Source organism: Quyinboa sediminis, assembly GCF_042219855.1.
In the GTDB taxonomy this organism is placed as follows: domain Bacteria; phylum Bacteroidota; class Bacteroidia; order Bacteroidales; family UBA5342; genus JBHJHP01.
Genome location: NZ_JBHJHP010000002.1, coordinates 303,841 through 329,690, shown reverse-complemented (window position 1 = coordinate 329,690; position 25,850 = coordinate 303,841). Strand labels below are relative to the sequence as shown.

General features: G+C 32.1%; 22 protein-coding genes. All 22 read right to left on the bottom strand.

Translation table 11 applies throughout. The annotated features are described in order from the left end of the window. Position 1: 1 nt before the first annotated feature. Entirely contained in the window at positions 2-1,033 is a 1,032-nt protein-coding gene (locus ACE1EF_RS06555) for a glycosyltransferase family 2 protein (RefSeq protein ID WP_375719832.1), read from the bottom strand. A 15-nt stretch (positions 1,034-1,048) separates the two neighbouring features. Then, a complete protein-coding gene (locus ACE1EF_RS06550; RefSeq protein ID WP_375719831.1) occupies positions 1,049-2,014 on the bottom strand; it encodes a polysaccharide deacetylase family protein in 966 nt (321 codons plus the stop codon). Between the two features lies 1 nt (position 2,015). Beyond that, positions 2,016-2,876: a class I SAM-dependent methyltransferase gene (locus ACE1EF_RS06545; RefSeq protein WP_375719830.1), complete on the bottom strand. Its 861-nt coding sequence runs from the start codon at positions 2,874-2,876 to the stop codon at positions 2,016-2,018. Further along, positions 2,845-4,179 (bottom strand): NAD(P)/FAD-dependent oxidoreductase, encoded by a 1,335-nt coding sequence (locus tag ACE1EF_RS06540; RefSeq protein WP_375719829.1) that lies wholly within the window; start codon positions 4,177-4,179, stop codon positions 2,845-2,847. Before ACE1EF_RS06540 ends, ACE1EF_RS06545 begins: the two co-directional genes overlap by 32 nt. A gap of 202 nt (positions 4,180-4,381) precedes the next feature. After that, complete coding sequence (locus tag ACE1EF_RS06535; protein WP_375719828.1) at positions 4,382-4,675, bottom strand: GIY-YIG nuclease family protein; 294 nt, start codon at positions 4,673-4,675, stop codon at positions 4,382-4,384. A 186-nt stretch (positions 4,676-4,861) separates the two neighbouring features. Next, on the bottom strand, positions 4,862-6,571 hold the full coding sequence (locus tag ACE1EF_RS06530) for a nucleotide sugar dehydrogenase (protein ID WP_375719827.1): 1,710 nt from the start codon (positions 6,569-6,571) through the stop codon (positions 4,862-4,864). 27 nt (positions 6,572-6,598) lie between these two features. Then, on the bottom strand, positions 6,599-6,964 hold the full coding sequence (locus tag ACE1EF_RS06525; protein ID WP_375719826.1) for a four helix bundle protein: 366 nt from the start codon (positions 6,962-6,964) through the stop codon (positions 6,599-6,601). A gap of 129 nt (positions 6,965-7,093) precedes the next feature. Further along, a complete protein-coding gene (gene asnB / locus ACE1EF_RS06520) occupies positions 7,094-8,974 on the bottom strand; it encodes an asparagine synthase (glutamine-hydrolyzing) (RefSeq protein ID WP_375719825.1) in 1,881 nt (626 codons plus the stop codon). A gap of 3 nt (positions 8,975-8,977) precedes the next feature. Beyond that, on the bottom strand, positions 8,978-9,724 hold the full coding sequence (locus tag ACE1EF_RS06515; RefSeq protein ID WP_375719824.1) for a WecB/TagA/CpsF family glycosyltransferase: 747 nt from the start codon (positions 9,722-9,724) through the stop codon (positions 8,978-8,980). Positions 9,725-9,728: 4 nt separating this feature from the next. Then, on the bottom strand, positions 9,729-10,931 hold the full coding sequence (locus ACE1EF_RS06510) for a glycosyltransferase family 4 protein (RefSeq protein ID WP_375719823.1): 1,203 nt from the start codon (positions 10,929-10,931) through the stop codon (positions 9,729-9,731). After that, positions 10,928-11,992 (bottom strand): glycosyltransferase family 4 protein, encoded by a 1,065-nt coding sequence (locus ACE1EF_RS06505; RefSeq protein WP_375719822.1) that lies wholly within the window; start codon positions 11,990-11,992, stop codon positions 10,928-10,930. Before ACE1EF_RS06505 ends, ACE1EF_RS06510 begins: the two co-directional genes overlap by 4 nt. Positions 11,993-12,002: 10 nt before the next feature. Continuing rightward, entirely contained in the window at positions 12,003-13,118 is a 1,116-nt protein-coding gene (locus ACE1EF_RS06500; protein ID WP_375719821.1) for a glycosyltransferase, read from the bottom strand. A 7-nt stretch (positions 13,119-13,125) separates the two neighbouring features. Then, complete coding sequence (locus tag ACE1EF_RS06495) at positions 13,126-14,310, bottom strand: glycosyltransferase (protein ID WP_375719820.1); 1,185 nt, start codon at positions 14,308-14,310, stop codon at positions 13,126-13,128. 11 nt (positions 14,311-14,321) lie between these two features. Further along, positions 14,322-15,341, bottom strand: a complete 1,020-nt coding sequence (locus ACE1EF_RS06490; RefSeq protein WP_375719819.1) for an ATP-grasp domain-containing protein — start codon at positions 15,339-15,341, stop codon at positions 14,322-14,324. A gap of 41 nt (positions 15,342-15,382) precedes the next feature. Continuing rightward, positions 15,383-16,405, bottom strand: a complete 1,023-nt coding sequence (locus ACE1EF_RS06485) for an ATP-grasp domain-containing protein (protein WP_375719818.1) — start codon at positions 16,403-16,405, stop codon at positions 15,383-15,385. A 10-nt stretch (positions 16,406-16,415) separates the two neighbouring features. Beyond that, a complete protein-coding gene (locus tag ACE1EF_RS06480) occupies positions 16,416-17,594 on the bottom strand; it encodes a CapA family protein (RefSeq protein WP_375719817.1) in 1,179 nt (392 codons plus the stop codon). 1 nt (position 17,595) lies between these two features. Then, positions 17,596-18,753: a glycosyltransferase family 4 protein gene (locus tag ACE1EF_RS06475; protein ID WP_375719816.1), complete on the bottom strand. Its 1,158-nt coding sequence runs from the start codon at positions 18,751-18,753 to the stop codon at positions 17,596-17,598. A gap of 15 nt (positions 18,754-18,768) precedes the next feature. Next, positions 18,769-19,605 (bottom strand): glycosyltransferase family 2 protein, encoded by an 837-nt coding sequence (locus ACE1EF_RS06470; RefSeq protein ID WP_375719815.1) that lies wholly within the window; start codon positions 19,603-19,605, stop codon positions 18,769-18,771. Positions 19,606-19,616: 11 nt separating this feature from the next. Next, on the bottom strand, positions 19,617-20,801 hold the full coding sequence (locus ACE1EF_RS06465) for an O-antigen polymerase (protein WP_375719814.1): 1,185 nt from the start codon (positions 20,799-20,801) through the stop codon (positions 19,617-19,619). 31 nt (positions 20,802-20,832) lie between these two features. Beyond that, positions 20,833-22,068 carry a glycosyltransferase gene (locus ACE1EF_RS06460; protein WP_375719813.1) on the bottom strand — a complete coding sequence of 412 codons (1,236 nt, stop codon included), beginning with the start codon at positions 22,066-22,068 and terminating at the stop codon, positions 20,833-20,835. 7 nt (positions 22,069-22,075) lie between these two features. Continuing rightward, positions 22,076-23,452, bottom strand: a complete 1,377-nt coding sequence (locus ACE1EF_RS06455) for an MATE family efflux transporter (RefSeq protein WP_375719812.1) — start codon at positions 23,450-23,452, stop codon at positions 22,076-22,078. A 42-nt stretch (positions 23,453-23,494) separates the two neighbouring features. Beyond that, positions 23,495-25,807, bottom strand: coding sequence for a GumC family protein (locus ACE1EF_RS06450; protein WP_375719811.1), 2,313 nt, complete (start codon positions 25,805-25,807; stop codon positions 23,495-23,497). Positions 25,808-25,850: the final 43 nt, after the last annotated feature.

Here is a 25,850-nt window from a genome sequence, read left to right as displayed (position 1 = left end):
GTTATTTTTTAAAAGAGGTTCCAAGGTGGAATAATTCTTCAAAGTATCTTTTGCTTTGTAACGATAAAAAGCCAAGACTTAAAAACTGAATTGCAGCTATGAAAGTAATACCTCCAACCAGGAAAGTTTGAGGATGAATATTAAACTGGTGAGCAAGACTTAAGGAAAACGCATTTTCGGATTCACTGATATAAGTTGCAAAATCTATCATTCCATTGAGTGTGTCTACTAAAAGCCATATCAATTGATACATTGACAGAAAAAACAAAACAGTACCAATTCCTATGAAAAATATATAGGGTCTGAAGATAAACCCGGACATCATGCCTGAAAATACACCTCTCAATACCCTAATGCTTGAGGTTCTGTTTCCTTTATGTTTATTTTGTTCAGTCCAGTCCAAATGTGCAGGTATCTCAATGATACGGGCTCTCAAGATCATGGCTTTATACAAGATTTCCGGATTAATTTCATAATCTTTCGTTTTTAGGTTAAGCTTTTGGATGAATTCTCTCCTGTACGCTCTGACCATACCGGTATACGTATGGTATTTTTCCTGAGATGCTATTCTCATAAATATATTAACCCACTGGCTCATTATTTTTCTGAAAAACGGGACCGCAGTAACTTTTCCTCCTTTCATATAAGGGGAAGCTACTACAATATCAGCACAAGTGGCTATTAAAGTGTCAACCATTTTTTCGATATGATCAACGGAATAACTCAGGTCAATATCAAGGACAACCATAATTTCTCCTTTAGCATTTGAAAACCCTGTTTGCAATGCATGCCCCAGATTCAGATTAACCGGATGGTGAACAACCCGGATTTTATTATTTCTGCTTGCAATTTCATCTGCAATATTGCCCGTATTATCTTTACTGCCATCATTCACAATCAGTATTTCCCACTCATATTTTTGTGATACATTTTCCAGGTAATTAACAATAAAAGTGAGATTACTCTCCAGTATTACTTCTTCATTGTAACAAGGTAGTATAACTGAAATGAAAGGTTTTTTTATAGTTCCCATTTGGTTCAGTATTGGTTATAATAATTTTTCTTTAAGGTTTTTATTTTGAGATAAATAAGTCGCATGATTACTCATGTTGACCAGTTCGAAATGTTTGGATAATTCAGAAAACACTGTTTTAAATACATCCACCTTCTTATCACTTGAGATATTCATACCAGGGAAGAAAGTAAGTTGCGTAATTTGATCACCTCCAATAAGATCTAAGGGATGAAGCAGAAAACTTGGCTGAGTATTGGTAATTTTACAGAAGAATACAGCCATTTTAAGATATATACGCATAAGAAATTTTGAAATACCGCTTAAGAAGAGTAAATAGCTTAAGTGAAATGGGATTCGGAGTACTGGAATTGTTGTAACCGGTATTTCAAGGATCGTTTTTACATCGTTTATTTTCCAGCTGTATGGTTTAACAGGTCTTCTCCCATCTGAAAAATTTCCAAACAGGTCGTCTCTGTTCTTTTTTTCTTCTTTTGATAAACTAGCCGTCATAAAATAATATCTTCTTGCCAATGGACCAATCCACGTTGGTAAAGTTGATGCATCGTAAATATATTCCATTTCATTCAAAACTTCAAGTAACTCTTTACTCCAGCTAAAACCTGGGCCCCTGAAGCCAACAGGTTTTTCACCGGTTGCAAATACAATGGCATCTTCAGCAGATCTTAGCTCTTCACGAAGTTGTTCTTTTGTGTATTTATGAATCCATGATTCATGATGAAAAGAGTGATTACCTACTTCATGACCATGATCAGTGATCATTTTTAAGAACTTCTGGTTTTTCTTTAAAACGGCATCCTGTCCAACAATGAAAAATGTAATTTTAAGGTTTAGTTCGTCCAGAACTTTAAGAATATGAGGAACAAATATGTTTAGGTAGGACGGATAATCTTCCCATCCATTATCACCATGAATCTTCATGTAGGACCATTGGTTATCCAAATCAAGAGAGATACTTGCTTTCTTTTTCTTTTTCGTCATTTTATTTCTTTTTGAATATACTCCAAAAAATATCAAGAGCAGGGTAAATCATGTTATAATCTTTTTCTCCCTTTATTGTATCTATTATGTGAGATACAAATTTTAAACCCGGATATTTATGTTCAAATAAGGTCAGAGCATGATTAAGGCTTATTTTCTTTTGAGGGGTACCTGTTTCAATGAGTTCAAATTCGTATTGTTCAAAACATGAGGTCAGCGATGATCTGGAAAACCAGTTCAGCACACTTGGAGGGCTGTATTCGTGCCAGTTCTTACCCATAATTTTTGCATACATACTCTTCATATCCCAGCTTTCAACAAGTATATAGCCTCCGGGCATGACAATATCGTTCAGTTTCTCCATGGCGACATTAAGGTCATAAAAATGGCCTATGACCTGTATCAAAGTCACCAAATCATATTTACCTCTGAAATCAAAGTTTTCAAAGCTGTCGTTTATAATTTTAAGATTTAACTCCCTGATTCCGTAATCAGTCATCGTCTTATTTGGTTCTATGCCAAATACTTCCCACCCCTTATTCGAAAATCCCTGCATGACAAATCCGGCAGCTGCACCAATATCCATCATTCTACCAGGGGTTCTGTATTTACCTAGTATATTGGCATAAAATTCACCTTCTTTGATGATATTGGCTTCCTCTTCAAAATAATCAGGGTAGCCATCTTTGCCACCAAAAAAATAATCGTCGCTATACACAGCCTGTAAATGTTTTTCAAGAGGTAGATCTATTTCTGAATATCTGAAATCACATCTTTCACATTCCAGAATCTTATACTCACCTTTTACAAAAATTAATCTCTTAGGTATTTTACACTTCTTGATATTCCTGCAAAACATCATCTAATATTTCTTTCAGTTGTTCTTGGGCTAATTGAATAGTCTCATTTACGTTGAGAGTTCCATTTGTTATGTGGGCAGAATTAAGCAGATATAAACCATTAACTGAAGATTTAACCGGGGGTAGATTAGAAGAGTAGTTTAATTGGTTTAATGCAAATACATTGCGGGCTCTTGCTATTTCAATATGTTCAATATCGTTCAGATGTAAATGGGGATACATTTTTAATAAATAATCGATAAACTGATCTGAAATTTCTTTATCTGATTTGTTAAAGTAGGGATCGTTAGATTGCACATACTTTGGTAAATATACCAGATGCTTGTTCTTAAGTTCTGATTTATTAACCAACGCAGTCATCTCTATTACACCGGTAAAAGGAACTCCCGGATCAGTAATGTTGGTTACATAATATGGAGATATAGCCTTTTTTAGTATTAAATTAGGACAAATCACCCCAAGATATTCAATACCGCTGTGTTTTTGAATTTCTTCTGGGCTAAGATCAGGAATCATTTCCGGTATAAATGATGAGGGTACTGTATTTATTACATTATCAAATTTGAACTTTGATCCGTCTGAAAACTCAATATTTACATTATTTTCGCTTCTGTAAATAGTTTTTGCTCGGAATCCTGAGTTTAGTACCACTCCTGATTCTTTTAACTTTGAACTAAAAACTTCAAGTATTCTTGCATAACCACCGGGTAAATATCCAAACATTTCCTTTTTCAGCCCGCTTTTTCTTGCGGAATACATACGTTGGATTGTTGCCCATATGAAAGCTGCAGAAGTTTTTTTATAGGTGTCACCTAATTTTGCCCGTAAAAGCGGCAGCCATATTTTTTCAAAAGTTTTTTTCCCGGATAAACGTCGCAGGAATTTTTCCACTGTAATTTTTTCCAGCTTCTTCCAGTTCTTCATCTTTGAAGTATAGAAAATAGTTCCACCCAATCTAAGCTTATCTATTATATTTAGCGGAGGGAACTTTAAAAATTCAAACGTGTTCGACATGGAATATAATTTCCCGTTTGTGTAGAAACCTGTCTTTGTTTCTACCCATTTCATGTCTTTATCAAGATCCAAGTCCTTTAAAAGATTTCGGGTATAGCTATCTGATAAAAGAATAACATGATAGAATTTATCCCATGTCATACCGTCAGTATTCCAGGCACTTGCAAGACCTCCGAAACTGGGTGCAGCATCAAACAGAGTGACTTTATAACCTTCTTGAGTAAGACGGAATGCCAAAGTCATACCCAACATGCCTCCTCCGATTATTCCAAATGTTTGTTTATTATTCATTTAAAATTTACTTTCAATTTATTCGTCATCACGAGGAACATACTATTACCTACAGCAAATGAATTTCATTTTGTGACGAAGTAATCTCATTTTTTAAGTATAATTCTTTGTTTAAGAGATTGCATCTTCCTCCTTTGTCGTCATCGCAATGACGTCTGAATTTGTACGTCATTACGATCCGTCAGTTTACGGAGAAATAATCTCATTCAAATTGATTAGAAAGATCTTCCCATTCCGGATTTAAAGATTCAATTAATTTAATTTTTTTAATTCTTGATCCGGATTTAATTCTCTTTTCCTCAAAAATAGCTTCCTCCATAGAAGTAAAACCTTTAAAATATACCAATTTGCTAATATTGTATCGTGATGCAAATGATGTAATATAAAGTTTGTTCTTGTGTTCGAATATTCTTTTCGATAAATCTGAAGTAACTCCAGTGTAAAGTACCTTATTATTTTTATTTGTTAAAATATAAACGTACCCGCCTCTTTCCATTTATTTATTAAAAATGAGATCGCCGCGCTCCGCTTGAGATGACGTTATATGCAATCGTCATCACGAGGAACATACTATTACCTACAGCAAATGAATTTCATTTTGTGACGAAGTAATCTCATCATTTAAGTTAGTTTCATTGTGCAAGAGATTGCTTCGTCGTCGTTCCTCCTTCTCGCAATGACGTTAAGCCAGAACTTCTTTATTTTGTGCATTAAATGCATACTCAACAAGTTTTGACTGAAATCCATTGAAAGAATAAATTTCTTCAATTTTACCGGGATTAACTATTTCACAACCTGTGGAACAGGTAGATGCCAGATGTTGTACATCTTCAAATTTCGCTTTATTAAAGTCTGTTTCGGCGTATTTCCAATTGAAAAATTCTATCAAAGATTTTACTTCATTTGCAACGCCTTTTTCACATGCTATAAAGCTGTCATATACAAACCTGGTAAATTCTTCTGATGGTTCCTCTTTACCTCTTCCAATACCGCAATACGGAACTTTGATTTTGTTAACAATATCAGCATGATAAATGTTACATCCGTCAAAAATTCCTTTGTTTGATTTATTACTTAATATTTCATCTTCATGATCAAGATAATACTTATGCGAAGTGCATAAAAAGGTAAATTCGGTATTCTTCAATGCTGCATTTAAGTCATTGGTAAAAATACTTTCGAATCCATATTTCATAATGTTTTGATCCTCGGGCTTTACAAATGGGTCATGTATTGTTACATCACAACCTTTTTCGATCAGAAGTTTAGCCAGTTCAAGAGAGGGAGAGTTCCTTGTATCTTCAGAATTAAAGCGATAAGCAGCACCTAAAAGGGCTATTTTCTTATTGTCCAATGATCCAAATGTTCTTTCTGCCAGTTCAATACTCTTTAAAGGTGCTTCATCGTTTATGGCTCTTGAACCCACAATCAGACTATTGGTCGTATTTTGCTCTTTTTCAATTTTTCTCCACCAAAGTAGGATGCCGTCTTTGGGCAGACAATGTCCTCCAACACCAATCATTGGAATCAACAAACCGCCTGAAGGAACTGCATTTGGATCAGTAGTAGCATTATCCGATTGCGAAAGGCGTTCATTAATACTATCTCTTAATCTGAAAAAGTCGATATTATGATTGTCGCAATATCTTACCATTTCCGCAGAGAAAGCAATTCTTACGTCTCTGTACGCATTTTCAAGTGTTTTTTCAATCTCTGCAGTCAGGCTGTTAGTCGTAAATAATGTGCCATTCTTTACAATGTGCGAATAAACTTTTTTAATCATCTGAGGCGTTTCCGGTTGAAGTCCTCCGATTAATTTATCTGAAGCTGCAACGCGCTCTACAAGTCTTCCCGGCATGACACGGTTAGGACTGTTTCCCAAAAGAATATCCTTTCCTTCGATTAAACCAAATTTTGCAAAGTGATCCTTCATGACAGTCATCATGGATGATGGTGCTAAAGTAGATTCAAAAACAATGATTGGTTTTTTATGTGCAGGTTTGTTTTGGAGCGCTTCAGCCAGACTGGTTAAACCACCAAACATGGGGCCGTAATCCGGTTCAAGGCCTTTTTTGTCAGTTTGAATAGATACTAATATCATATCAGCATCTGCAATATCATTAAAGTCATACGAAGCACTCAGAATTCCTTCTTTAACACTTTTTTCTACAATATCATTTAATCCCGGTTCTATTCCTCCAATTACTGATTTTCCGGAATTGATAGCATCAACCTTCCATCCGGAATTTTTAGAATTACGTTGGATTACAACAACTTTAGCCGGTGTATCTGTACCAATTTTTATTTTAGCATTAGCCAGAAGAGCTGCCATGGGCATACCTACGATACCCGGACCAACAACTCCTATTTTTTCAACTTTCCAGTCTTTCATATATAAATGTTTAAATGTACAAGCGTTTTAATGTTTTAATGTTGTTTTTAGATATTCAATCATTTTATTAGTGCTAATTGCAATTTTTCTACACGATTTCTGTAAATTATCTGTTTGATCATTACCTAAATATGCCAAATCCTTAGCTACATAAAGCATACTTCTAACTTCCCCGCATGATGCTTTTGAAATATACAGATATCGAATAAATTCTTTATTAGAATCTCTTTCAAATCCTTCAGCAATATTGTTCATAATTGAGATTGACGCTCTTTGAATTTGATCTTTGTATCCAAAATCCTTTATCATTTGAAATGATGAATAAATTGTTTTTACCAGATTCCGGGAATCTTTCCAGATTGTTAAATCTTCAAAATTTTTTATCGTTGACATAATTTTAGGTTTAAAGGGTTATCTTTTTGATATAATATTCAATATCAGTCTTTAATTCTTCAACATTTCAACAAATTAACATTCTAACATTTCAATATTCTACAATTGCAGCGATTTAATAATTCAACATTAATTATCAATATAGGTATTAAACCATAATTCAAGTGATAATAATCCCCAAAGCGAACGGCCAAATGATCGTTCAGATGCAATTAAATCTTCAATATTGGCGTGGTCAAAAATCCCTCTCTCCCTACTTTTCTTAGAAAGCAAAATATCGCGAATAAAATCAGAGGCGCCGTTTTTTGCCCATAAATGAAGTGGAACAGGGAAGCCCATTTTATCTTTTCTGTTTAAAATAGGTTCCGGTAAAATATCCTGAGTTGCTTTTTTTAATAAATATTTCATTCCGGCTCCTTTATATTTCATTGCCGGTGGCATTTTAGCCACCAGATCAACAATTCTTCTGTCAAGCAGTGGGACCCTCGATTCAAGGGAAACAGACATACTAACCCTGTCTTCCACCTGCAGAAGACCTAACAGGCTGCCAAACATATCGAAATGGGTCATCTTGTTGTAATAAGATTTGGTGTCAGGGTGATTAAAAATCTTCTGAAACCGTTCAAAGACCGATTCTTTATTATAGGTCTGCTGAAAGTCTTCAGTGAAATATGATAAGCTACTTCCACTTCGGTCAAGCAAATGAAAATACCGTCGATCCATGGGATCAAAAGCTCCTTTTTCCCAGAATTCCCGCATCATTGGCACATATCTGTGTATGTATGGCAGATTTGGAATTATTGATTCAAGAGAAACGATGTGTTCACCTTCTTCTGTTGATTCAAACATGGCTCCTTTAACTGCCTGCTCAAAATAGGCTATCATATATCGTGCGTATCCACCAAAAATTTCATCACCACCCTGTCCGCCTAATACAACTGTTACATTCTCTTTGGCAAGTTTGGAAACCATGTACTGCGGGAAAATACCCGGGCCTGCAACAGGTTCATCTAACTGATATATTAGTTTCGTAAGGGTATCTGTAAAATCATGTTGAGTAGGGAAGATTTCAAAGTAGTTTCCATTTACTGCTTTTGAAACTTCTTTTGCATAATATGTTTCATCAAAATCCTTGCCTTCCCTGAAAGCTCCTGTGAATGTTTTTAGTCTCCCATCGTAATACTTCGATGCTAAGAGTGTTACAATTGAGGAATCCATTCCTCCGCTCAGATATGTTCCCAGGGGGACATCACTTCTCAACTGAATCTTTATAGTATCCTCCAGAAGACTTCTCAGTTCTTCCACAAAATAAAGTTCTGTATGATGTTCGTCTACTTCAAAATGTGGTTCCCAATAACAAATCTGATGAGCATCATAATTTTGAAGGTCAATTACCATGTAATGTCCGGGCAATATTTTATAAATGCTGTCAAACATTGTATTCTGCCCCATCACAAATTGAAAAGTCAGATACTCCTGTAAAGAATCATCGTTTGGTTTTGCATGTACAGCCGGATGTGCCAACAAAGCTTTAATTTCTGAACCAAACAGAAAGTGTTCATCTGAATTGAAATAGTAAAGTGGTTTTATACCAAAGTGATCACGCGCGATAAATACTTTTGACGCCTTATTGTCATAAATCACAAAAGCAAACATTCCGTTCAGATAATTCAGGCAATCAGCGCCGTATGCCTCGTATGATTTTAGAATAACTTCCGTATCAGAATCAGTTTCGAACTGATATCCCTGGTTTTTTAGTGATTCTCTTAACTCAATGTAGTTGTATATTTCACCATTGAAAACAATTGTATTTTCCTTGCATGCCATCGGTTGGTGGCCACTTTTAAGATCAATAATTGACAATCGTTTATGTCCTAGGCCAACGTTATTGGAAATATTATATCCTTCGTCGTCCGGCCCACGGTGAGCAATTTTATCGGCCATTTTCCGAAGTAATGACTCGTCAGCAGACTTTTTTGATTTATTTATAATGCCAACAATACCGCACATGATTTATCGTTTTGGTCTTAAAATTCCTCTTAATACAGATAAATAAAGGTCGACAAAGTATATAGGGGTCGAGAGTAGATATCTCCTCCACATTCTTCTAGGTTCCTTGACTAACCTCCCAAGCCATTCTAGGTTTAACTTGATAATAATCTTATTGGGTCTCTTTACTGTTCCCGCATAAAAATCAAATACAGCACCTATGCTGCAAACAATTTGTGCAGATAATTCATCTCTGTGAATATAACCCCATTTTTCCTGTTTTGGAGCTGTCATTCCAATAAATAGGACTTTGGGATTTACTTTATTTATTGAGTTTATCATTAAATCATTATCTTCTCTTGAGAATTCTGCTTTATAAGGAGGTGAAAAAGTAGCGATCTTTATATTTGGGTAATTTGATGCTACTTTTTCCTTTAATAAATTTAAGGTAGTTTCAGTAGAACCTAGGAAAAAACAGTTTTCATGATTGCCATTTAAAACATTTAACAGATAAAGAAAAGCGTCATATCCAGCAATTTTTCTAATTTTTACCTTTTTATAAAATATATTTATTCCATGGGCAATACTTATGCCATCTGGTAATAATATATCTGATGATTTTAAAGCTTTGCTAAAAAGTAAATCCTTTTTTGCAATTCTATAAGAATGTGCGTTTAATGTATTGATCGTAATTTTTTCATTGAAAGGTATTTGATCTACCTTTTCGATAAAAACTGGATAGCCAAGTAAATCTAATGATTTTAAAGTCATGCAATTAAGATTGATTTGAGATTATTTCCTCATAGAGATATTTCATTTTTTTTGAATTATTACTCCACGTCAATTCAGATGCTTTATTAAGAGCCCCGATTGACAAAGCATTTATTAATTGAGGATTCTGATAAACATTTAGCAAGACATCTTCGAAATCTTTTACACTTTTTGTAAAATTATTTAATGGTATTTTAATTCCGCAAGTATTGTCAATAATATCACCTTGTCCACAAGTATCATGGCAAATTACTGGTAACCCATTTGATAGAGCTTCGAGAACAACTGTTCCAGTTGCTTCAAATACACTTGTAAAAAACAGAAGATGAGATTCAAGAATATATTCTTTTACTTTTTTATGCTCTACCCATGAATGGTATTCAATATTTTCAGAATGTTCAGATATAGTATTTTCAGAAACACCAATTACTTTAAGTCTAATGTTATAATCTTTTAGTTTCTTCATAACTTTAATGGCTATATTAAGACCTTTAGTTGGAATGTTTCTTCCAATCCAGATAAGATTTAATGTTTGATTTTGCTTGTAAGACTTTATTTGATTATGAATTGTTCTCGTTCCAACTTCATGAATAACCGGTATTCTCTTTTTCTTATATTTTGAAAGTTCTTTACTTGCTAAAGAATTGCATGCAACAATCGCATCATAATTGTTTATAGCCTTTTGAATGTATGGCAGTTTTATCTGAAATTTATTCAGAACATTTTTTATTAACTGCTTAAATATATGTCGTTCAATTGTCGAATTCAATGACGATAGTTTAACACCACCGAAACCTCCAACTGGGCCCCATATTTTGGGAATTCCATTAATCTTCCAAAGTAATCCAGGTTCTCTGTAGCCAACCATATTAAGTTGATGAATTACGTCGATTTGATTAAGTTGTATAATTTGTTTGGCCATTTGAAGTGCTCTTTTTTGCCAAGCGTGATAATGAAAATAAAACCTCCAATCTCCTTGGTTCCAACACATTTTTCTGGCTTTTAGTCCTATATCGATGAAATAAAAATTTAGATTATCTTTTTGTTGAAGGGAGACAATTTTACTTTCTATTTCTGTTTTAAACTCTGATTCAGTAATAATATATAAATTGTGTATTTTTGAAAGTTCGACTATCCAGTTCCATCCCATGCCTGGTTCAGAGCCTTTATTGGGACTTATTGCATATGCATTAATTAAAACTTTCATAAGCCATCATTTAACAAATGGTCATAAATGGAACCAATTTTCTTGTTAATATTGACCAAATTAAAATCATTTTCGGCTAACCTTACAGACTCTTCTGCAATGCTTTTTCGTAACTCTTTATCTGAAATCATTTTATTCAGTTGATCTGCAAGTGTTTTTATATCTCCAGGGTTGAAGGTTAATGCATTAACCCCGTCATTTAATACATCACATAAACCTCCAACTTTTGTTGAGATAACGGGTAATCCGTAAGACCATGCATCCAGTATTGCCATAGGAAAACCTTCTCCGTAACTAGGAAGACAAAAAATTGAAGCATTAATGAATAATTGTTGAAGATCAGGTCCTTTAATCCAACCTGTACATTCTATCTTATTAATGATCTTTCTTTCTTTAGCTAGTTCTTGTGCTTTATCTATTTCACCGTTTCCAGCAAACACAATTCTCCAGTCAGGATGTTGCGTAGATATTGTTGAGAAAGCATTTATTAAATCCATGTAACCTTTCCGTTGAATTAGTGATCCTGCAAATAATATAATCTTTTCTTTTTGTTTCTCAGTTATTGTATAATGTAATTTTGAACATGGATTATATACTACTTCTACTTTATTATTTATATTTAATTCATCTGCTAACCAGGTTTTCCAATAATTAGATAATACAATTATCCGATCAGCCTTCAAAAATAAATGGGAATAGTACTCACGAAGACCATTTTTCAAATGTTCAGGATTATGCCCTGGAGGATGGAAATGGATGATGATTTTTTTGTTAAACCTTTTGGCAATATTTATAAATATGGATTTCCGCTTGGCAGAATTTACTAATGTCAGGTGTACATGGATTAATTCAATAGTTGTTAAATAGAAAAGGAATTTTAAAATACCCAATATTAGCACTAGAATCTTTCTTATAATACTTCGATCAATATGCGTTGGGATCCAGACAATATTGTATTTCCTCCAGAATTCACCTTTCTGATGAGACTTTATTACAGACGTTATTCCCCCTCTTGTTTTGGGTGATGTTGCTATGACTGCGATCCTAGTTTTTTTCATCATTATTTTTAAGCTAATTATATTTGCAAGTCAGAACATCGTAGTATTGTTTACTGATGTCATTAATTTGAAATCTTTCTGAAGTCGATAGGACGATATCCCTATCAAACTTTATTTCATTGTTAACAACTTTAATAACAGCTTTGCTAAATTTGGCTTGATCCAAATAAGGTACCAGAATACCATTTACAGTATTGATTATTATATCAGAAGGTCCGCTAGGACAATCGTAAGATATAACTGGCGTTCCCAATGCGATTGATTCTACCAATACGTTTGGAAATCCTTCATATAAAGAGGTAAGAACAACTGCTTTTGACTTCATAATATAAGGTCCAACGTTTTCTGTATATCCCAATAATCTTATATTACGGGATAGATTACGTTGTCTTATTATATTCTGAAGGTCATTGTAAAGAGAACCAGTCCCTAATATGTTTAGTTTAACTTCTGAGTTAATCCTAATTACATTATCAAAAATTTCAATTAAATCGTATAACCCTTTTTGAGTTTCCAATCTCCCAATGAAAGTAAACTCTACTCCTGTGGGAGATTTAGGTAATTTTGATGGATTATTACTGGTAAGAACTGATGGATTGAAGATAGTTATAATCTTTTGGTTGGATATGTTAAAATTCATTATAAGGTCTTCTTGCATGCCTGTAGACTGAGCAATTATTAGATTCATTTTTTGAAGTTGGGTTTTAAGAAGAGGAAAAACCAAGTATTTATCAATCAGCCTTGTCGGGTTGTTATATGCATGTGATAACGTATTGATGCTTCTTAGTACAATTGTGGTGCGCAGTCTTAAAAGATTCTTTAAAATTGAAATCACAATACACGGTTCAATATGAAATGATAATATCAGATCAGGTTTATTCTTAATAATTATTTTTAATAGAGGCCATATAGATTTTCTTACAGAATTTACATTTATGTCAATTACTTTTGCATTTTCATCTAAGCGGTTAAAAAGGGTTTTATTTTTTAAATTCAATGCGACCAAGGTTATATTTAATCCCTTTTTTATCAGTATATTATATAGCATTACGCATACTTTTTCTGCTCCACCTGGGGATAAATCTTTGATGAGGAAATATATTTTATTTTCAGAAGAAAAAGGTTTCATATAAAAGTTACTTAAGTGACATAAAATGAGTTAATTTATCCCCATAGCTTTTGTAGTCAAAATGCTCTTTACCAATTTCAAAACCATTTAAACCAATCTCTTTTGCTTTTGTTGGGTTATTAATTACAAATTTCATTAATCCTGCAAACTCATTTGGGTCATATTGATCTGCTAAAAGGGCATTTTCGAAATGTTTAAAGAACACTTGCATTTCTCCCAGATTTGTTGATATTAAAGGAGTCTTACTTGCTGTATACTCACTAATTTTATGAGGAAACCTAGCTATATCCTGAACATTATTTCGTAATGGTATAAGTAGTGCACATGCTTCAATATATTTAATAGCCAAGTCTTCATAGTCAAGGTATTTGTAAAATCTAATTAAATTTGATTTCGTAGAAATATTAATTCGGTGCTCCAGTTTTTTAGCCTTAATTTCACAACCAGAACTAATCAGGATTAATTTATACTCTTGGTTATTAAGTAGTTCAAAGGAATTAATAATAAATTCAATTACATCATAATATGCCATTGAACCACAATACAGAAAGTATTTATTATTTGACTTTGAATGATATTTTTGTCTGACTTTTTCAAAAAATTCAAAATCAGTCATTGGGGGTAAACGTAGGATTCTAATCTTGTTATTAGAATTAAAAATCTGTCTTTCAAGATACATACTAATAGGGAATACTCCGTCTAAAAGTTTATATGCATACCTTTTAAAGAGATAAAGATTTAAACGGAAAATGATGTTTTTATTTTTTAGTGATACTTCTTCTTCTTCATGATGAGGATAATATACTTTATAACCTTTAATTCTTGAAATTATCCAATATTTGAATATAGGTAAAAACATACCTGAAATAACGCTAATAATTAATGCATCACATTTATGAGTAAGCAGATAAGAAATTTCATTAAAGTTACCCTTAAATTTAGCAATTCGTCTATTAAAAAAATACTTGGGGCGAACTATTGTTCCACCAGTATACATATATGACATACCTTCATGTACACCATTTTTTTTGATCTGTTCTGATTTAGAGGAACCCCAAGAATTGCAAAGAAAAAGAACATCATTGTTAACAGTATTTAGACTTTTACCTATCATCTTAAGTTTTTCAATTCTGGCAGTTCCATAAGGAAAACCATTTACCCCAACAATGAAAATCTTATTTTTTTTCTTCATAGATTGATTATTCATTCTTTTTCTTTAATTGAAGATAAGAAATTTTTAATCATATAAGTTTGAGGACAGTCTGGAATAGAATGCCAAATTAGATTCCGATCCCAGTATCCAGGGAAATTTGTTGTAACAAAACAGTAACTTATTTCAACAATTTTAAATTGATTTTTTTCTTTTATGAAGTCAAAAGCAACAGATTGAGCACTTAACTTCTTTGACGTCTCAAATGCAATATTAATACAATCAGTATCAAATAAAGACTGATCATACGACTTTATTCCGCTTCCGGAAGCCCTAAAATCGCCTTTCCGACAATACCTTATTATGCCATAGCATCTATCTCCAATAATAACCAGTCTTGTATCAAAATCATTATCGGGAATAAAATCCTGAAAGTATATGTAACCCTTATGATTTTGTGAGTATTTCTCTAACTCAGTTGGAATAAATAATCTAAAGAAGCCTGAAATAAGGCCTCTGAATGCTTTTATATTCTTATCTCTTTTCAGTACCCAATACCTATCCTTAAATCGTGAGGTCTTATTAATATGAGAGAAGCCTTTTTTGAAAGCCTTTTTTACAAGTTTTGTTGCTGCTGTTTTATTATTTACTAACTTAACATTTACGGATCCAGCACCTCCTCTTAATTTAAATACTTTGGGGAAAGTTGTTTTATTCAGCCAGGACAGAGCATCTTCTTTAGAATAAAAAGTATAGGACATAACAAATGGGGCTCCAATTGATTCGAATAAATATTTTTGTCCAACTTTGTCATCATGATGCCAGGAAGTATTAATATTTGGAAATACTTTTATTCCCATCTTTTCAAGGGAATAGGTCAATTGTCTCGCAAATATGGCAGCTTTATAACAGTTCTGATCCCAGTGCCACATTAAACCTTGACAATCTTTCAATTGGTCTATTATATCATTTGCATGACAGTTGACAATTTTGTAGTCAATATTATTGTTTTTACAATAATCTAACCAAATGTCACTAAAACTTCCGGAAGTATGATGAATTGCAACTTTCATTTTATTTACAAAGACGAGTTAATTTGCAGTAGATTACTTTTTCATTTATTGATATTGTTAATGAAATCTTCGATAATAAACCTTTCTGCATTAACTTCTGCTTTGTGCCAGTTTAAATCTCTATCCCAATAACCATCGCAGTTTGCAATTATATCTCTACAATATATGTAGCTAATCTCGCAAATGACAGGTTTATTATTTTGAAGAAGAAAATCATACGCAATTGATTGTGCCCCGAGTTTATCGGCAATATCAAATGCAATTTTTATACTTTCATTATTATAAATATCTGGTGAATTATCATATAAACCACTCCCTGAAGCTCTGAAGTCATCAGGACGACAATATCTTCTTGTTCCAAAGCATCTATTCCCAACTATAATGAGACGAGTATCATATGTGTTATTCGGGATGAAATCTTGAAAAAGCACATAACCTTTTTCTTTTGTAGAAAAACGTTCGACTTCAGTAGGATAAAAATACCTGAAGATACTGCTAAAAAGCGATTTTAAAGCTTTAATGTTTTTATCTCTTCTCAAAATCCAGAAACGATCTTTAATTCTTATCCATTTATTATAATGTGAAAATCCATTTCCGAATGCTTTATGAATTAACCTTCTGGCCTGTTTCCTATTTTCAACTTTCAAAACATTAATGCCACTTGCACCTCCTCTTAACTTAAACACTTTTGGATATGAGGTTTCATTTGCCCATTCCAGACTTGATTTTTTTGAATATGATGCATATGTCGTAACGTATGGCGCATTTATCGATTCCAAAAGATATTTTTGTCCCAGTTTGTCATCAAAATGCCAAACCGTATCAATATTGGGAAACACCTCTAATCCCATTTTGGATAATGAAATAGTTAACTGTCTAGCAAATAGCGGTGCCTTATAATCGTTCTGATCCCAATGCCACATTAACCCATCACAATCTTTCAACAGTTCAATAATGTTATAATTATAGCAATTTACCAGTTTGTATTCAATGTTGTTCTTTTTGCAATATTGAATCCAGCCATCACTAAAACTTCCTTTTCTTTCATGAATTGCAATTTTCATAGTTGGTATTTTAGGTTTTTGATGAATTTATTTCAGATTTTAAATAACTTATAATGATTTTATTAGTTATATCGTAGTGAGACTCGCATCGCATGTAGTTCAGAATTGACTTTAATTGGTTTTTTCGTAGAAAATATTTTTGAATATTTAATCTTCTTACTAGTGCTTCAAAATATCTATTATTTATTATGTTTGATGTGCTAAACATTGAGAGAATTAGTTCCTCGTTTGATTTAACAAAAGAATTGAATTTTTGGTTTAATAATTCTTCATTTTGTATAGCAAGGTTGATCTCATCAACCTCAGCTAAAAATTCATTTTTTTGTGTTTGATTCAACAATTCTACGTGCAAAGCATCTTTACATTGCTCATATGGATAAAGATTGAAATCTATTCTTTGGGTTTTATTAAGTATTAATTCCACAACCATTCCATTATGCCACCCAGGTAGTTTTGAACTGGAATGAAATAGGAAGTTCCCAATACCATAAAAAATAGGAACATTTTTATATATTTCATAACCGCTGGTGATATGGGTATGATGACATATAATCGCATCTGATCCAAGTTCGGCGAAATAACGATACAGATTGATCATTCTGGGACTAGGATACTTGTAATTCTCGTGTCCTCCATGTATAATTAAAATTACAAAGTCAGCATTTGCTTTAGCATGAATTATTTGTTTTGTATTATCTATTATATCTAAAGGATTAGCACCTCCTGAATTTAATGTTGCATTTGACCACTCATTTTCAGCAATATTAATTATTGCAATAGTTAAATTATTAACTTTTTTGTAAAAAATATTTTGTGCTTCTTTAAGATTTAGTCCAGCTCCGGTGTATTTAATATTATTGTCATTAAGTGCATTAAAAGTATGTTTTAGACCTTCTGCTCCATAATCGTATATATGATTGTTGGCAAGTGTTACTAAATCAATATTAATACTTTTAAGTGCATGGGTCGTTAATGGATTGGCTTTTAGATGAGGTCCGGTTTTAATAATTTTGTATTGGTCCTCTAAATTATTAAGAGAACTTTCAAGGTTTATAATATTAAAAGATTCATTAGAGAATAATTGCGTTATTTTACTTCCAAAGAGAAGATCGGGTTCTTCAATTCCTATTTTTTCTAATTTTCTACCTAGATAGATGTCGCCTGCTATTAGTAATCTTGTACTGTGCATTTTAATTCTGTTCAATAAAATTTATAAGTTCTTTAGCTTGTTTTTTATAATTAAACATTTCTAAAGCTAATTGCTTTCCTTTTATCCCTACATTATCTGATTCTTTTTTATTAAGCATAACATGTTCCAATGCCTTGCCAAATTCTTCTGGGGAGTCTGGTTCTACCAGAAATCCATTGTAGCCATCAGTTATAAATTGAGGAATTTCGCCAACTTTTGTCACTACAACCGGGACCCCGGTTGCGAGATATTCGCCGAGTTTGATGGGAAAATTTCCGGAGTTTTGTTCATTATTGGGTTTAGCAACGGCAAGGATTTTTGCTTTAGTTAATAATGCAGGCATTCTGCTTCTTTCAACAATACCTGTAAAAATAACTCGTTCATTTAGCGAAAAGTTTTTAATCTTCTGATGGATTTCAGCAAGTTCTTCTTGATTAGAATTATCTCCAATTAGAACTAATCTCAACTCAGGGAATTTTTTGTGCATCAAATTAAATGCATCTATAAGATCTGGGACTCCATCTTTATTTCCCGTCATTTTTCCACAATAGGCAATATACGGGAAATCAAATTCTGTCTTTCGATATTCTTTGAAAAAAATTGGATCAACTACTGACAGTATCTTTTTAGTATTAATATTGTACTTCTTTATAAATAGGTCTAGTTTATCATTAATTACAGAAACTGCTGTATACTTAGGCAGAATAAATTGTAAGTATAAATAATATTCAAGTTTATGCCTTAGCGTCTTGGGGAGCACTGTATATGGTAGTTCGGTACGTTCATGTAATGATTTAACCTTATGTCTAATTGCTAATTTATGAATAAATAGATAAATAAAGATATCGTTGGGATAAATAATTATCAGGTCTATTTTATTATCCTTTATTCTTCGATATAGCTCTTTTCTCGTCTTAAATATTGCATTGAAGTAATAGAATAACTTATTAAATCTCCCAACCCGTTCATGAACATTAACAAAATGATAATTAACTCCAAAATATGTCTTGAAAGTCTTGCCAGGTTTATGGTTTGAAAGAATAAAAAAGTCTATGTTATGACCGAGTTCATTCATTCCTCTTGCTAAAAGGGCCTGTCTGATTGCAGGAGCTGCGCTATCCGGATGCCCGGAACCTAACGAAAGTATAAATATATTCATTCAATTAATATTACGTTATTTTATTCTCCATCTATTAGAAGTGAAGTCATAAAATATCTCAGGATGTCTATACCAGGAAAAGGTTTTTTTGTGAGAAAGTTTACGTTTTAATAATGAGGAATTAAGGGTAAGATATTTTATAAAATCAGATTTTATTCTATCCCTTATATTATTTTTTCTTAGTTCAGTAATTAAATTATTAACTTCCTGTTCATAAACTTTTTCAGCTCCCCTCCTTGTATTATGAAATCTAAAGCATCCAAGAATAGTATTCATAAAATACAAATCTGTGTACTTGAAAAAATCAATCCACAATTTAAAATCTGCAGCGGATTTAAAATTAAGGTCTAATCCATTAACCTTATTCCAAACAGTTCTTCTCCAGAAAGTAGATTCCTGCTGTATCCATTTATGGTTGAATCCAATGATATCATATTTGTTTATGAATTTGTGTTGTGATACATTTTGAGGTCCAGTTCCCGCTGAAATGTGTGTAGGGAGACCTGTAACCCATTCGATTATGTCAAATTCATTAAACAACATCGCAAGTGTATTCAATGTCCAAGGATATAATAGATCGGAACTATTTATCCATCCCATTATTTCACCCTTGGTATGACTAAAACCTTTTTTAATAGCATAATATTGTCCTTCATCTTTTTCACTAACCCAATAAGATAGATATGATTCATATTTTTTGATTATTTCTACACTATTATCGGTTGAACCTCCATCGATGATGACGTATTCAAGATTAGGATAATTTTGACTAATAACTGATAATATTGTTTGCTCAAGATGTTCGCCTTGATTAAAAGATGGAGTAACAATGCTTATTCGTGGATAGTTCATTTATCTGGGTATTAAAATGCAATGTTATTTTTTATTTCAGCATCAGTAAAGCCTCTTATCTTTGCGTCATAGCAAATAGATATACTGATCCAGAATAAAACATAATTCAAACTAAATGATGTTACTGTGGACGGATATGAATTAAGTATAAAGATCAGCACCCATAGCGCAGATGCTTTAGATAATTGATTGTTTGATTTATTTAATCCTAAAAAGATAGCAGGTACTGCAATTAAAACAAATAGGATTAGCCATATAAGCCCTCCGTTAAGTATGATCTGTAAATATCCAGTTTCAATAACTGCCCTTTTCCCATCGGGAGTTAATCCAATCGGACAATAATACTTTCCATTTATGCCTTTTCCAATAAAGAATTCAAGATCGGTTAAGTCATCATAGAAATATTGTTCTACCTGAGTTCGGGTATCTTGATAAAGTCTTTCTGATAAAAGATATAATGTACTGTTTTTATCTATTGAGATCTTTGTGAGAACAGTTAATATAAGCGATAATAATATTACAGTGATTATTATTGGTTTTACTTTTTTTGTACTGTTTTTTACATTAAGTATATACGCAAATATCACCGGGAGAAGAAGATTAAATATGAGCCCTCTTCTTGCTCGTATTATTGCAAAGGCCAAAGCAACTATAATAAAAATGAATGAAATAACCTTCTTTTTTTTGGTTTGAAAAGGATATGTAAGTATTATGTAGGTAACAGGAATTATGAGAAATCTTGAAAGGTATTCCAGAATAATTTGTCCTTGTATATTTAGCGGATTTATAATACTCATAACTGAGATAGAAATCAATATTAAATAAGAAAATCCCAATAATATAATAAGATTTGATATTATATTAATATTTCGAATTTTGAAATTAAGAAAAATAAAGAATGGTGTCAGATACATCAGAATGCCTAAAGACCCATCTGTAATTAATTCTCTAAGAAATTCATATTTAAAGTTAATCCCTCGTACAAGAATTATTAATGACCAGGATAAGAATAGCGTAACGGTAATTCTAAGATATGCACTATTATTTGAGAGTGTAAAAATATTCGGAGCTGTTAGTAACATGAGTCCGAACCCCAATACCTGTAAGACAGTTGTTATATTGCTTAATGTTATTCCACTAATCATCAATGTATAATCTAAGGTGTAGATTAGAAATCCAAACCAAAAATACTTCATTGAAAGTAAATTACTTTGTGTCATGTTGCCACTAGAAATTTGCATTTTTATTTATGAGGTATTTGATTAAATCTAAATGCTTTTTTATTATTGTTTCGTCACTAAAATCTTCACTGGCTTTAGAAAATAAAACATGTGTTAAGCAATATGCCAACCCGTCAGATAAATCTGATGGATTTTTGTATTGGGCAAGGTAACCGTTACTTTTATGAACTAATACGTCTGGTATTCCACCAATATTAAATCCAACCACGGGTGTTCCACATTTTAGACTTTCGACTACGGTCATAGGACCAACATCTGCCAAGGAAGGTGCAACAAATACGTCTGCAGCATTATACGTTATTTGTGTTGAAAATCGATCTGTCAATTTCCCTAGGTAAATAGTTTTAAATGGCAGTGTATTAATATCATCTTTTGTTAATCCCGCACCAAAAATGAGTAGAGTAATATCTTCATATTTGTATTTTTTTGCTAATTGGTTTAAGGCGGACTTCAAATATTTCCAACCTTTATAAGGACTATCAACAGATGTTGCTCCAAATGAAATTACCTTTTGATTAGGTTCAATATTAAGGATCGATTTTGCAGTTTTCTTATCTATAGGTTTAAAATTACTCTCAGGTACTATGTTTGGGATATGAAAAATTTCTTTTTCACGAAGTAGTTTTGAATCTTTAGCTTTTTCAAACAACCATTTACTCGGTGATACGAAGTATAAGTTGGAATATGAAGATATAAGTTTCAATTTCATCTTAAATTGGATCTTTGACCAATCATTACTTTTTCTTGATTCAAGTACTGGGCATTTAGAACAAGAAGTTTTAAATTTTTCACAATCGAAGCTATGATGGCAGCCCCCAGTAATCATCCACATATCATGGAGAAATATTACAACTGGTTTCCCTAAATCAGCAATTTTTGCAAAACTATTTAAATTAAAAAAGCCACCGAGTACCCAATGTATGTATATAACATCAGATTTTTTAATAATTTCGTAATCTGCAACATTACTGCCTAGAAATGTCTGAGTAAACTTCCCGTTTTTTGATTCTGGATTTTTCACTAAGATGTTATGAATATAAGAATTAGCTTTTGATATTATTCGTTCTTTAATTCCGGTATAAGTAATATCTTCATAAGGGTAATCATCTGGTCGCAATGATAGTATTTTTGAACATATACCATATTCTTTCATTAAATCATTAAGTCTTATTGCTGAACTTGCTGCCGAATTAGTTGAATACTGAAGTTGAATTATTTTCATGTATAATTTATTTTAACCAGATTCCTCTTTTCTTCTTAATAATTATCATATAATATTGAAATGGGGCTAATAGTATTGCATTGAAATTAGCTATTATTGCAGCAATATACAGTGATTGCACTCCATTATTTAAGTAATTGATCATAAAAAGGGCTACTATTATATAGATTATTGGACTTAGAATACTTGAAACAAACTGTAGTTTTAATGCATTTATACCATTTAGAAAATTCACATATTTACCACCAAAAACTAATACATTAAAATATAACATTCCCCAAAGAGTAAGAGTAAAGCTAATATTTACCGTCCCATCACCAAGCCATAGTTTGTAAATGGTTTGTGAGAATATAAGCATTAAAATACCAACTATGGCTAAAATAATATTCAGATGATTGTATTTTTTCATACTGTTTCTAATCCAGGCAATATCTTTTTTTAGAAAGGCTTCTGTTGATGCTGACCAAAATGGAGCCAGAAATATTGTAAACAGCATATTTAAGACGCTAAAATATTTATAGACAATATTGTATGAAGTGACTTCAGATGGTCCATAATACTGTGCTATAATTATGTTTGCTGTCTGAAATTGAATAATTCCAGCTAATTGAATAACAAAGAATTTTACCCCCAAATTAAAAAGCTCTTTCCCATATTTAAAATTAACATATCGGAAGCTTGGACGATAAAGGTTTAAATCTTTTCTGAAAAAATAAAGATTTGCCAAAACCAGTACTACAATTGGGGATAAGCACAAAGCTAAACCAAGTTTTACCAGTGAGCCTTGCGTTATGTGCGTAAGAATCAAGACAATTAGTAGGCTTATACCATGTCCCAAGACTGTTATTAATGAGGCTTTTGCCGGTTCCTGATTGGCTGTGATTATGGTTGAGACTATTCTTAGAATAAAACTGATACAAAAGTATGTGAATACAATTATGGCCAGTATGGTGACTTCACTTCTTAGGGTTGCATCAACATTGAGAATTCTAGTCCAGTCTAAGAACTGATTTACAAATATAAAAATGAGCCAGACTGAAGAAAATACAATACCTAATACCGCATATGTCGTACTGACATAGATTTTAGCCTTTTGGGAATCATTATGCGCTATAGCTTCCGCAAATTTGTTACGTAAACCTTGGGTTAGACCAATATCAAAAAAGCTAAACCATCCAACTATCGAACTTACGGTTAACCAGATACCATATTTTGTAGGATTAATGTAATTAATGACAATTGGTACCATTAAAAGGCTGATAATAATGCTTACACCTTTTATAAGGAGAGAACCAATAATATTTTTTTTAGCTTTTATGCTTCTCTCGTGGCCCTGATTTAAGTATTTATCTACAAATTTCAGAGATTTGGATATGACAAACATGTTATTTAAATACTAATTGCAAAATGTTAATAAAAATGTAATTTAGGAAACATATTCACCATATCCTTTTTTTATGTAGGATTTGGAATATTCGTTTACAGGTAAATCGTTTATTATGATTCCTGCGTTTTTAATTTTATTACTCTCAACAACTTCTTCAATTTTTCGTATTAATTTCCTTTTACTGTTCTTAATTCTTAAAACAAAGAGGTTTAAATCAGCATAAAGACTGGTTGTTAGTGCATCAGAAACTAATGAAATAGGTGCATTATCTAGAATAATCACATCATATAATTCTTTACAATGGTCAATCAAATCTTCAAGCATACCGTTTTCGAGAAGTTCAGTAGGTTTTTCTGGTACTTTACCTGCTGGTATTAAATCCATGTTTTCAACTTTGGTTTTATAAATTATTTTTGAGATTGAAACATTACCGGTTAAATAATCGGATAAACCTTCATCAATATCATTTTTAAAGAATAAATTTTCGAGTTTTGGTTTTCTGATATCAGCACCGATCAAAAGTACTTTTTTGTTATTCATCGCAAATATGATAGCAAGGTTGGATGAAATAAAGGTTTTACCTTCACCTGGTAACATTGAATTAACTGAAACGACCATTCTATCAGGATGGCCTAAGAAATTTTTAATGCTGAATCTCAATGATCTAAAGGATTCAGTAACACCAGATCTTGGATTTTCAAGTATTGGTAGCTCATTAGTTATCTTTGAACTAATAATACCATCAATAACCGATATTTCAGTTCTTGTTTCAACTTCCTCTCTCGATAAAATTTTATTATTTAGATTTTCTGAAATAAAAATGAATAAAAAAGGAATTAAGAAACCTATCGCAATATATATTACTAAATTTTTAAGTAAACTTGGACCAACTACTTCACTTGCCTGTGGTAATGCCGGATCAATTATCTGTACAAGGGGAGTTGTTGAAGCTTGAGATAATTCTGCCTCGGCCTTTTTCTTTAGCAAATAATTATACATGTTGTTATTGAGTTCAAAATTCCTCTGCATTCCTATTAATTCCTTTTCTGTCTGTGGTAGCGTCTCGAGCCTTGACTGAATTTCACTATATCGCCTATCAATTGCGACAATTTCAGACTTCGTATTGGATATTAAGTTTTTAAGATTTTCATCTAATGAATTTATCGTTATGTCGATTTCTTTATTCAAAAGGATATAACTTGGAGTGTTTTCTTTTACACTAAATGATAATACTTCTCTTCTACTATAAAGTTGCATTAATCTCTGAAGAAGAGAATTCAGGTTGTCATCTGCAATACCTGCAATAGAGGGTGAACTTATTTGTTTAATTCGTTCAGAATCATTGAGATATTTTTTTAAATTCTCATAATAATTTAATTTTAAGCTTGTTTCATGTTTTTCACTCTCAATATCTTCAAGTTTTTGATAAATTAAGTTAGCTTCCTGGCTTAGGTCCATAACTTTGTTTTTCTGACGATAATCACTAAATATTTCTTCTGATTTTGAGAGAGAATCTTTGACTTTATTTAGTTGTTCATTTATAAAACTGACTGAGTTTTCAGATTTTTTTGCCTGCTCTTCAATACCAAGAGTAATAAATACATTGTTTAGTTCATTTAAAAAATCTGATTCTTTCTGGGGTATATTTCCAATTACCTGAAGTTTTATTACCTCAGAATTTAGGTTCGGTATTTCTACTTCCACTCTTCGTAAATAACTTCTAGCCAGCTGATCAAGATTATTAAAATTAAATATATACTCTCCAGAACTGGTTTTTGTATTATTATATAAAATAAAATTAAAGTAATCATTTATAAATGGTTTCCCAAATTCACCATTTTGAGTAAAAGAAATTTTTGTCTTTTCACCTCTAAAATATCCTTTATCCTTTACACTTAATATATACTTTTCAGTATCTAGTACTTCCAAATTTAAATCAATGTTATAAATATTTTGTGCATCAATTGGAATTATGACATCAAAAGGCACATCTTTGTACATTTTTGTATTTAAGAGGGTACCTTTTTTCTCCCAATCTGTAGTCCAGTTTAAATTTGCTATTGCTTTTCTGTAATTAGTGAATGATTGTAAAACTTCAATTTGATTAGACATATTAGAGCTTTGTTTCCCGATGATATTCTCCATAGTGATATTCGAGTTTAATGGGTTGTTATCACTTTTAATGAGAATTTTGCTTTCTACCTGAAACTCAGTTGGAGTAATCTTATATAAGAATAATCCTGTTGCAGCTCCTAACATAACTAAAATGAAAAACCAGGGCCAGTTGCGTAAATACCGACTAATATTTGTCGAATTTTGGTTTGTTTGTTTAGTGCTTAATGTAGTTGTCATTCTTGTATTTTTAGTTATTTTAAAATGGGAGTAACCATCAGAC

Bases quoted from the DNA above. Each gene is read 5' to 3' on its own strand.
- ACE1EF_RS06450 (WP_375719811.1), bottom strand. From the start codon at position 25,807: ATGACAACTACATTAAGCACTAAACAAACAAACCAAAATTCGACAAAT.
- ACE1EF_RS06470 (WP_375719815.1), bottom strand. From the start codon at position 19,605: ATGAACTATCCACGAATAAGCATTGTTACTCCATCTTTTAATCAAGGC.
- ACE1EF_RS06480 (WP_375719817.1), bottom strand. From the start codon at position 17,594: ATGCACAGTACAAGATTACTAATAGCAGGCGACATCTATCTAGGTAGA.
- ACE1EF_RS06515 (WP_375719824.1), bottom strand. From the start codon at position 9,724: ATGACTTTAAAATCATTAGATTTACTTGGCTATCCAGTTTTTATCGAA.
- ACE1EF_RS06500 (WP_375719821.1), bottom strand. From the start codon at position 13,118: ATGAAACCTTTTTCTTCTGAAAATAAAATATATTTCCTCATCAAAGAT.
- ACE1EF_RS06530 (WP_375719827.1), bottom strand. From the start codon at position 6,571: ATGAAAGACTGGAAAGTTGAAAAAATAGGAGTTGTTGGTCCGGGTATC.
- ACE1EF_RS06490 (WP_375719819.1), bottom strand. From the start codon at position 15,341: ATGAAAGTTGCAATTCATCATACTTCCGGAAGTTTTAGTGACATTTGG.
- ACE1EF_RS06460 (WP_375719813.1), bottom strand. From the start codon at position 22,068: ATGAAAATAATTCAACTTCAGTATTCAACTAATTCGGCAGCAAGTTCA.
- ACE1EF_RS06550 (WP_375719831.1), bottom strand. From the start codon at position 2,014: ATGACGAAAAAGAAAAAGAAAGCAAGTATCTCTCTTGATTTGGATAAC.
- ACE1EF_RS06495 (WP_375719820.1), bottom strand. From the start codon at position 14,310: ATGAAGAAAAAAAATAAGATTTTCATTGTTGGGGTAAATGGTTTTCCT.
- ACE1EF_RS06505 (WP_375719822.1), bottom strand. From the start codon at position 11,992: ATGATGAAAAAAACTAGGATCGCAGTCATAGCAACATCACCCAAAACA.
- ACE1EF_RS06525 (WP_375719826.1), bottom strand. From the start codon at position 6,964: ATGTCAACGATAAAAAATTTTGAAGATTTAACAATCTGGAAAGATTCC.
- ACE1EF_RS06545 (WP_375719830.1), bottom strand. From the start codon at position 2,876: ATGATGTTTTGCAGGAATATCAAGAAGTGTAAAATACCTAAGAGATTA.
- ACE1EF_RS06510 (WP_375719823.1), bottom strand. From the start codon at position 10,931: ATGAAAGTTTTAATTAATGCATATGCAATAAGTCCCAATAAAGGCTCT.
- ACE1EF_RS06475 (WP_375719816.1), bottom strand. From the start codon at position 18,753: ATGAATATATTTATACTTTCGTTAGGTTCCGGGCATCCGGATAGCGCA.
- ACE1EF_RS06535 (WP_375719828.1), bottom strand. From the start codon at position 4,675: ATGGAAAGAGGCGGGTACGTTTATATTTTAACAAATAAAAATAATAAG.
- ACE1EF_RS06465 (WP_375719814.1), bottom strand. From the start codon at position 20,801: ATGAAGTATTTTTGGTTTGGATTTCTAATCTACACCTTAGATTATACA.
- asnB (WP_375719825.1), bottom strand. From the start codon at position 8,974: ATGTGCGGTATTGTTGGCATTATAAATAAATCAAAAAAGTCTGCTGAC.
- ACE1EF_RS06540 (WP_375719829.1), bottom strand. From the start codon at position 4,179: ATGAATAATAAACAAACATTTGGAATAATCGGAGGAGGCATGTTGGGT.
- ACE1EF_RS06455 (WP_375719812.1), bottom strand. From the start codon at position 23,452: ATGTTTGTCATATCCAAATCTCTGAAATTTGTAGATAAATACTTAAAT.
- ACE1EF_RS06485 (WP_375719818.1), bottom strand. From the start codon at position 16,405: ATGAAAATTGCAATTCATGAAAGAAAAGGAAGTTTTAGTGATGGCTGG.
- ACE1EF_RS06555 (WP_375719832.1), bottom strand. From the start codon at position 1,033: ATGGGAACTATAAAAAAACCTTTCATTTCAGTTATACTACCTTGTTAC.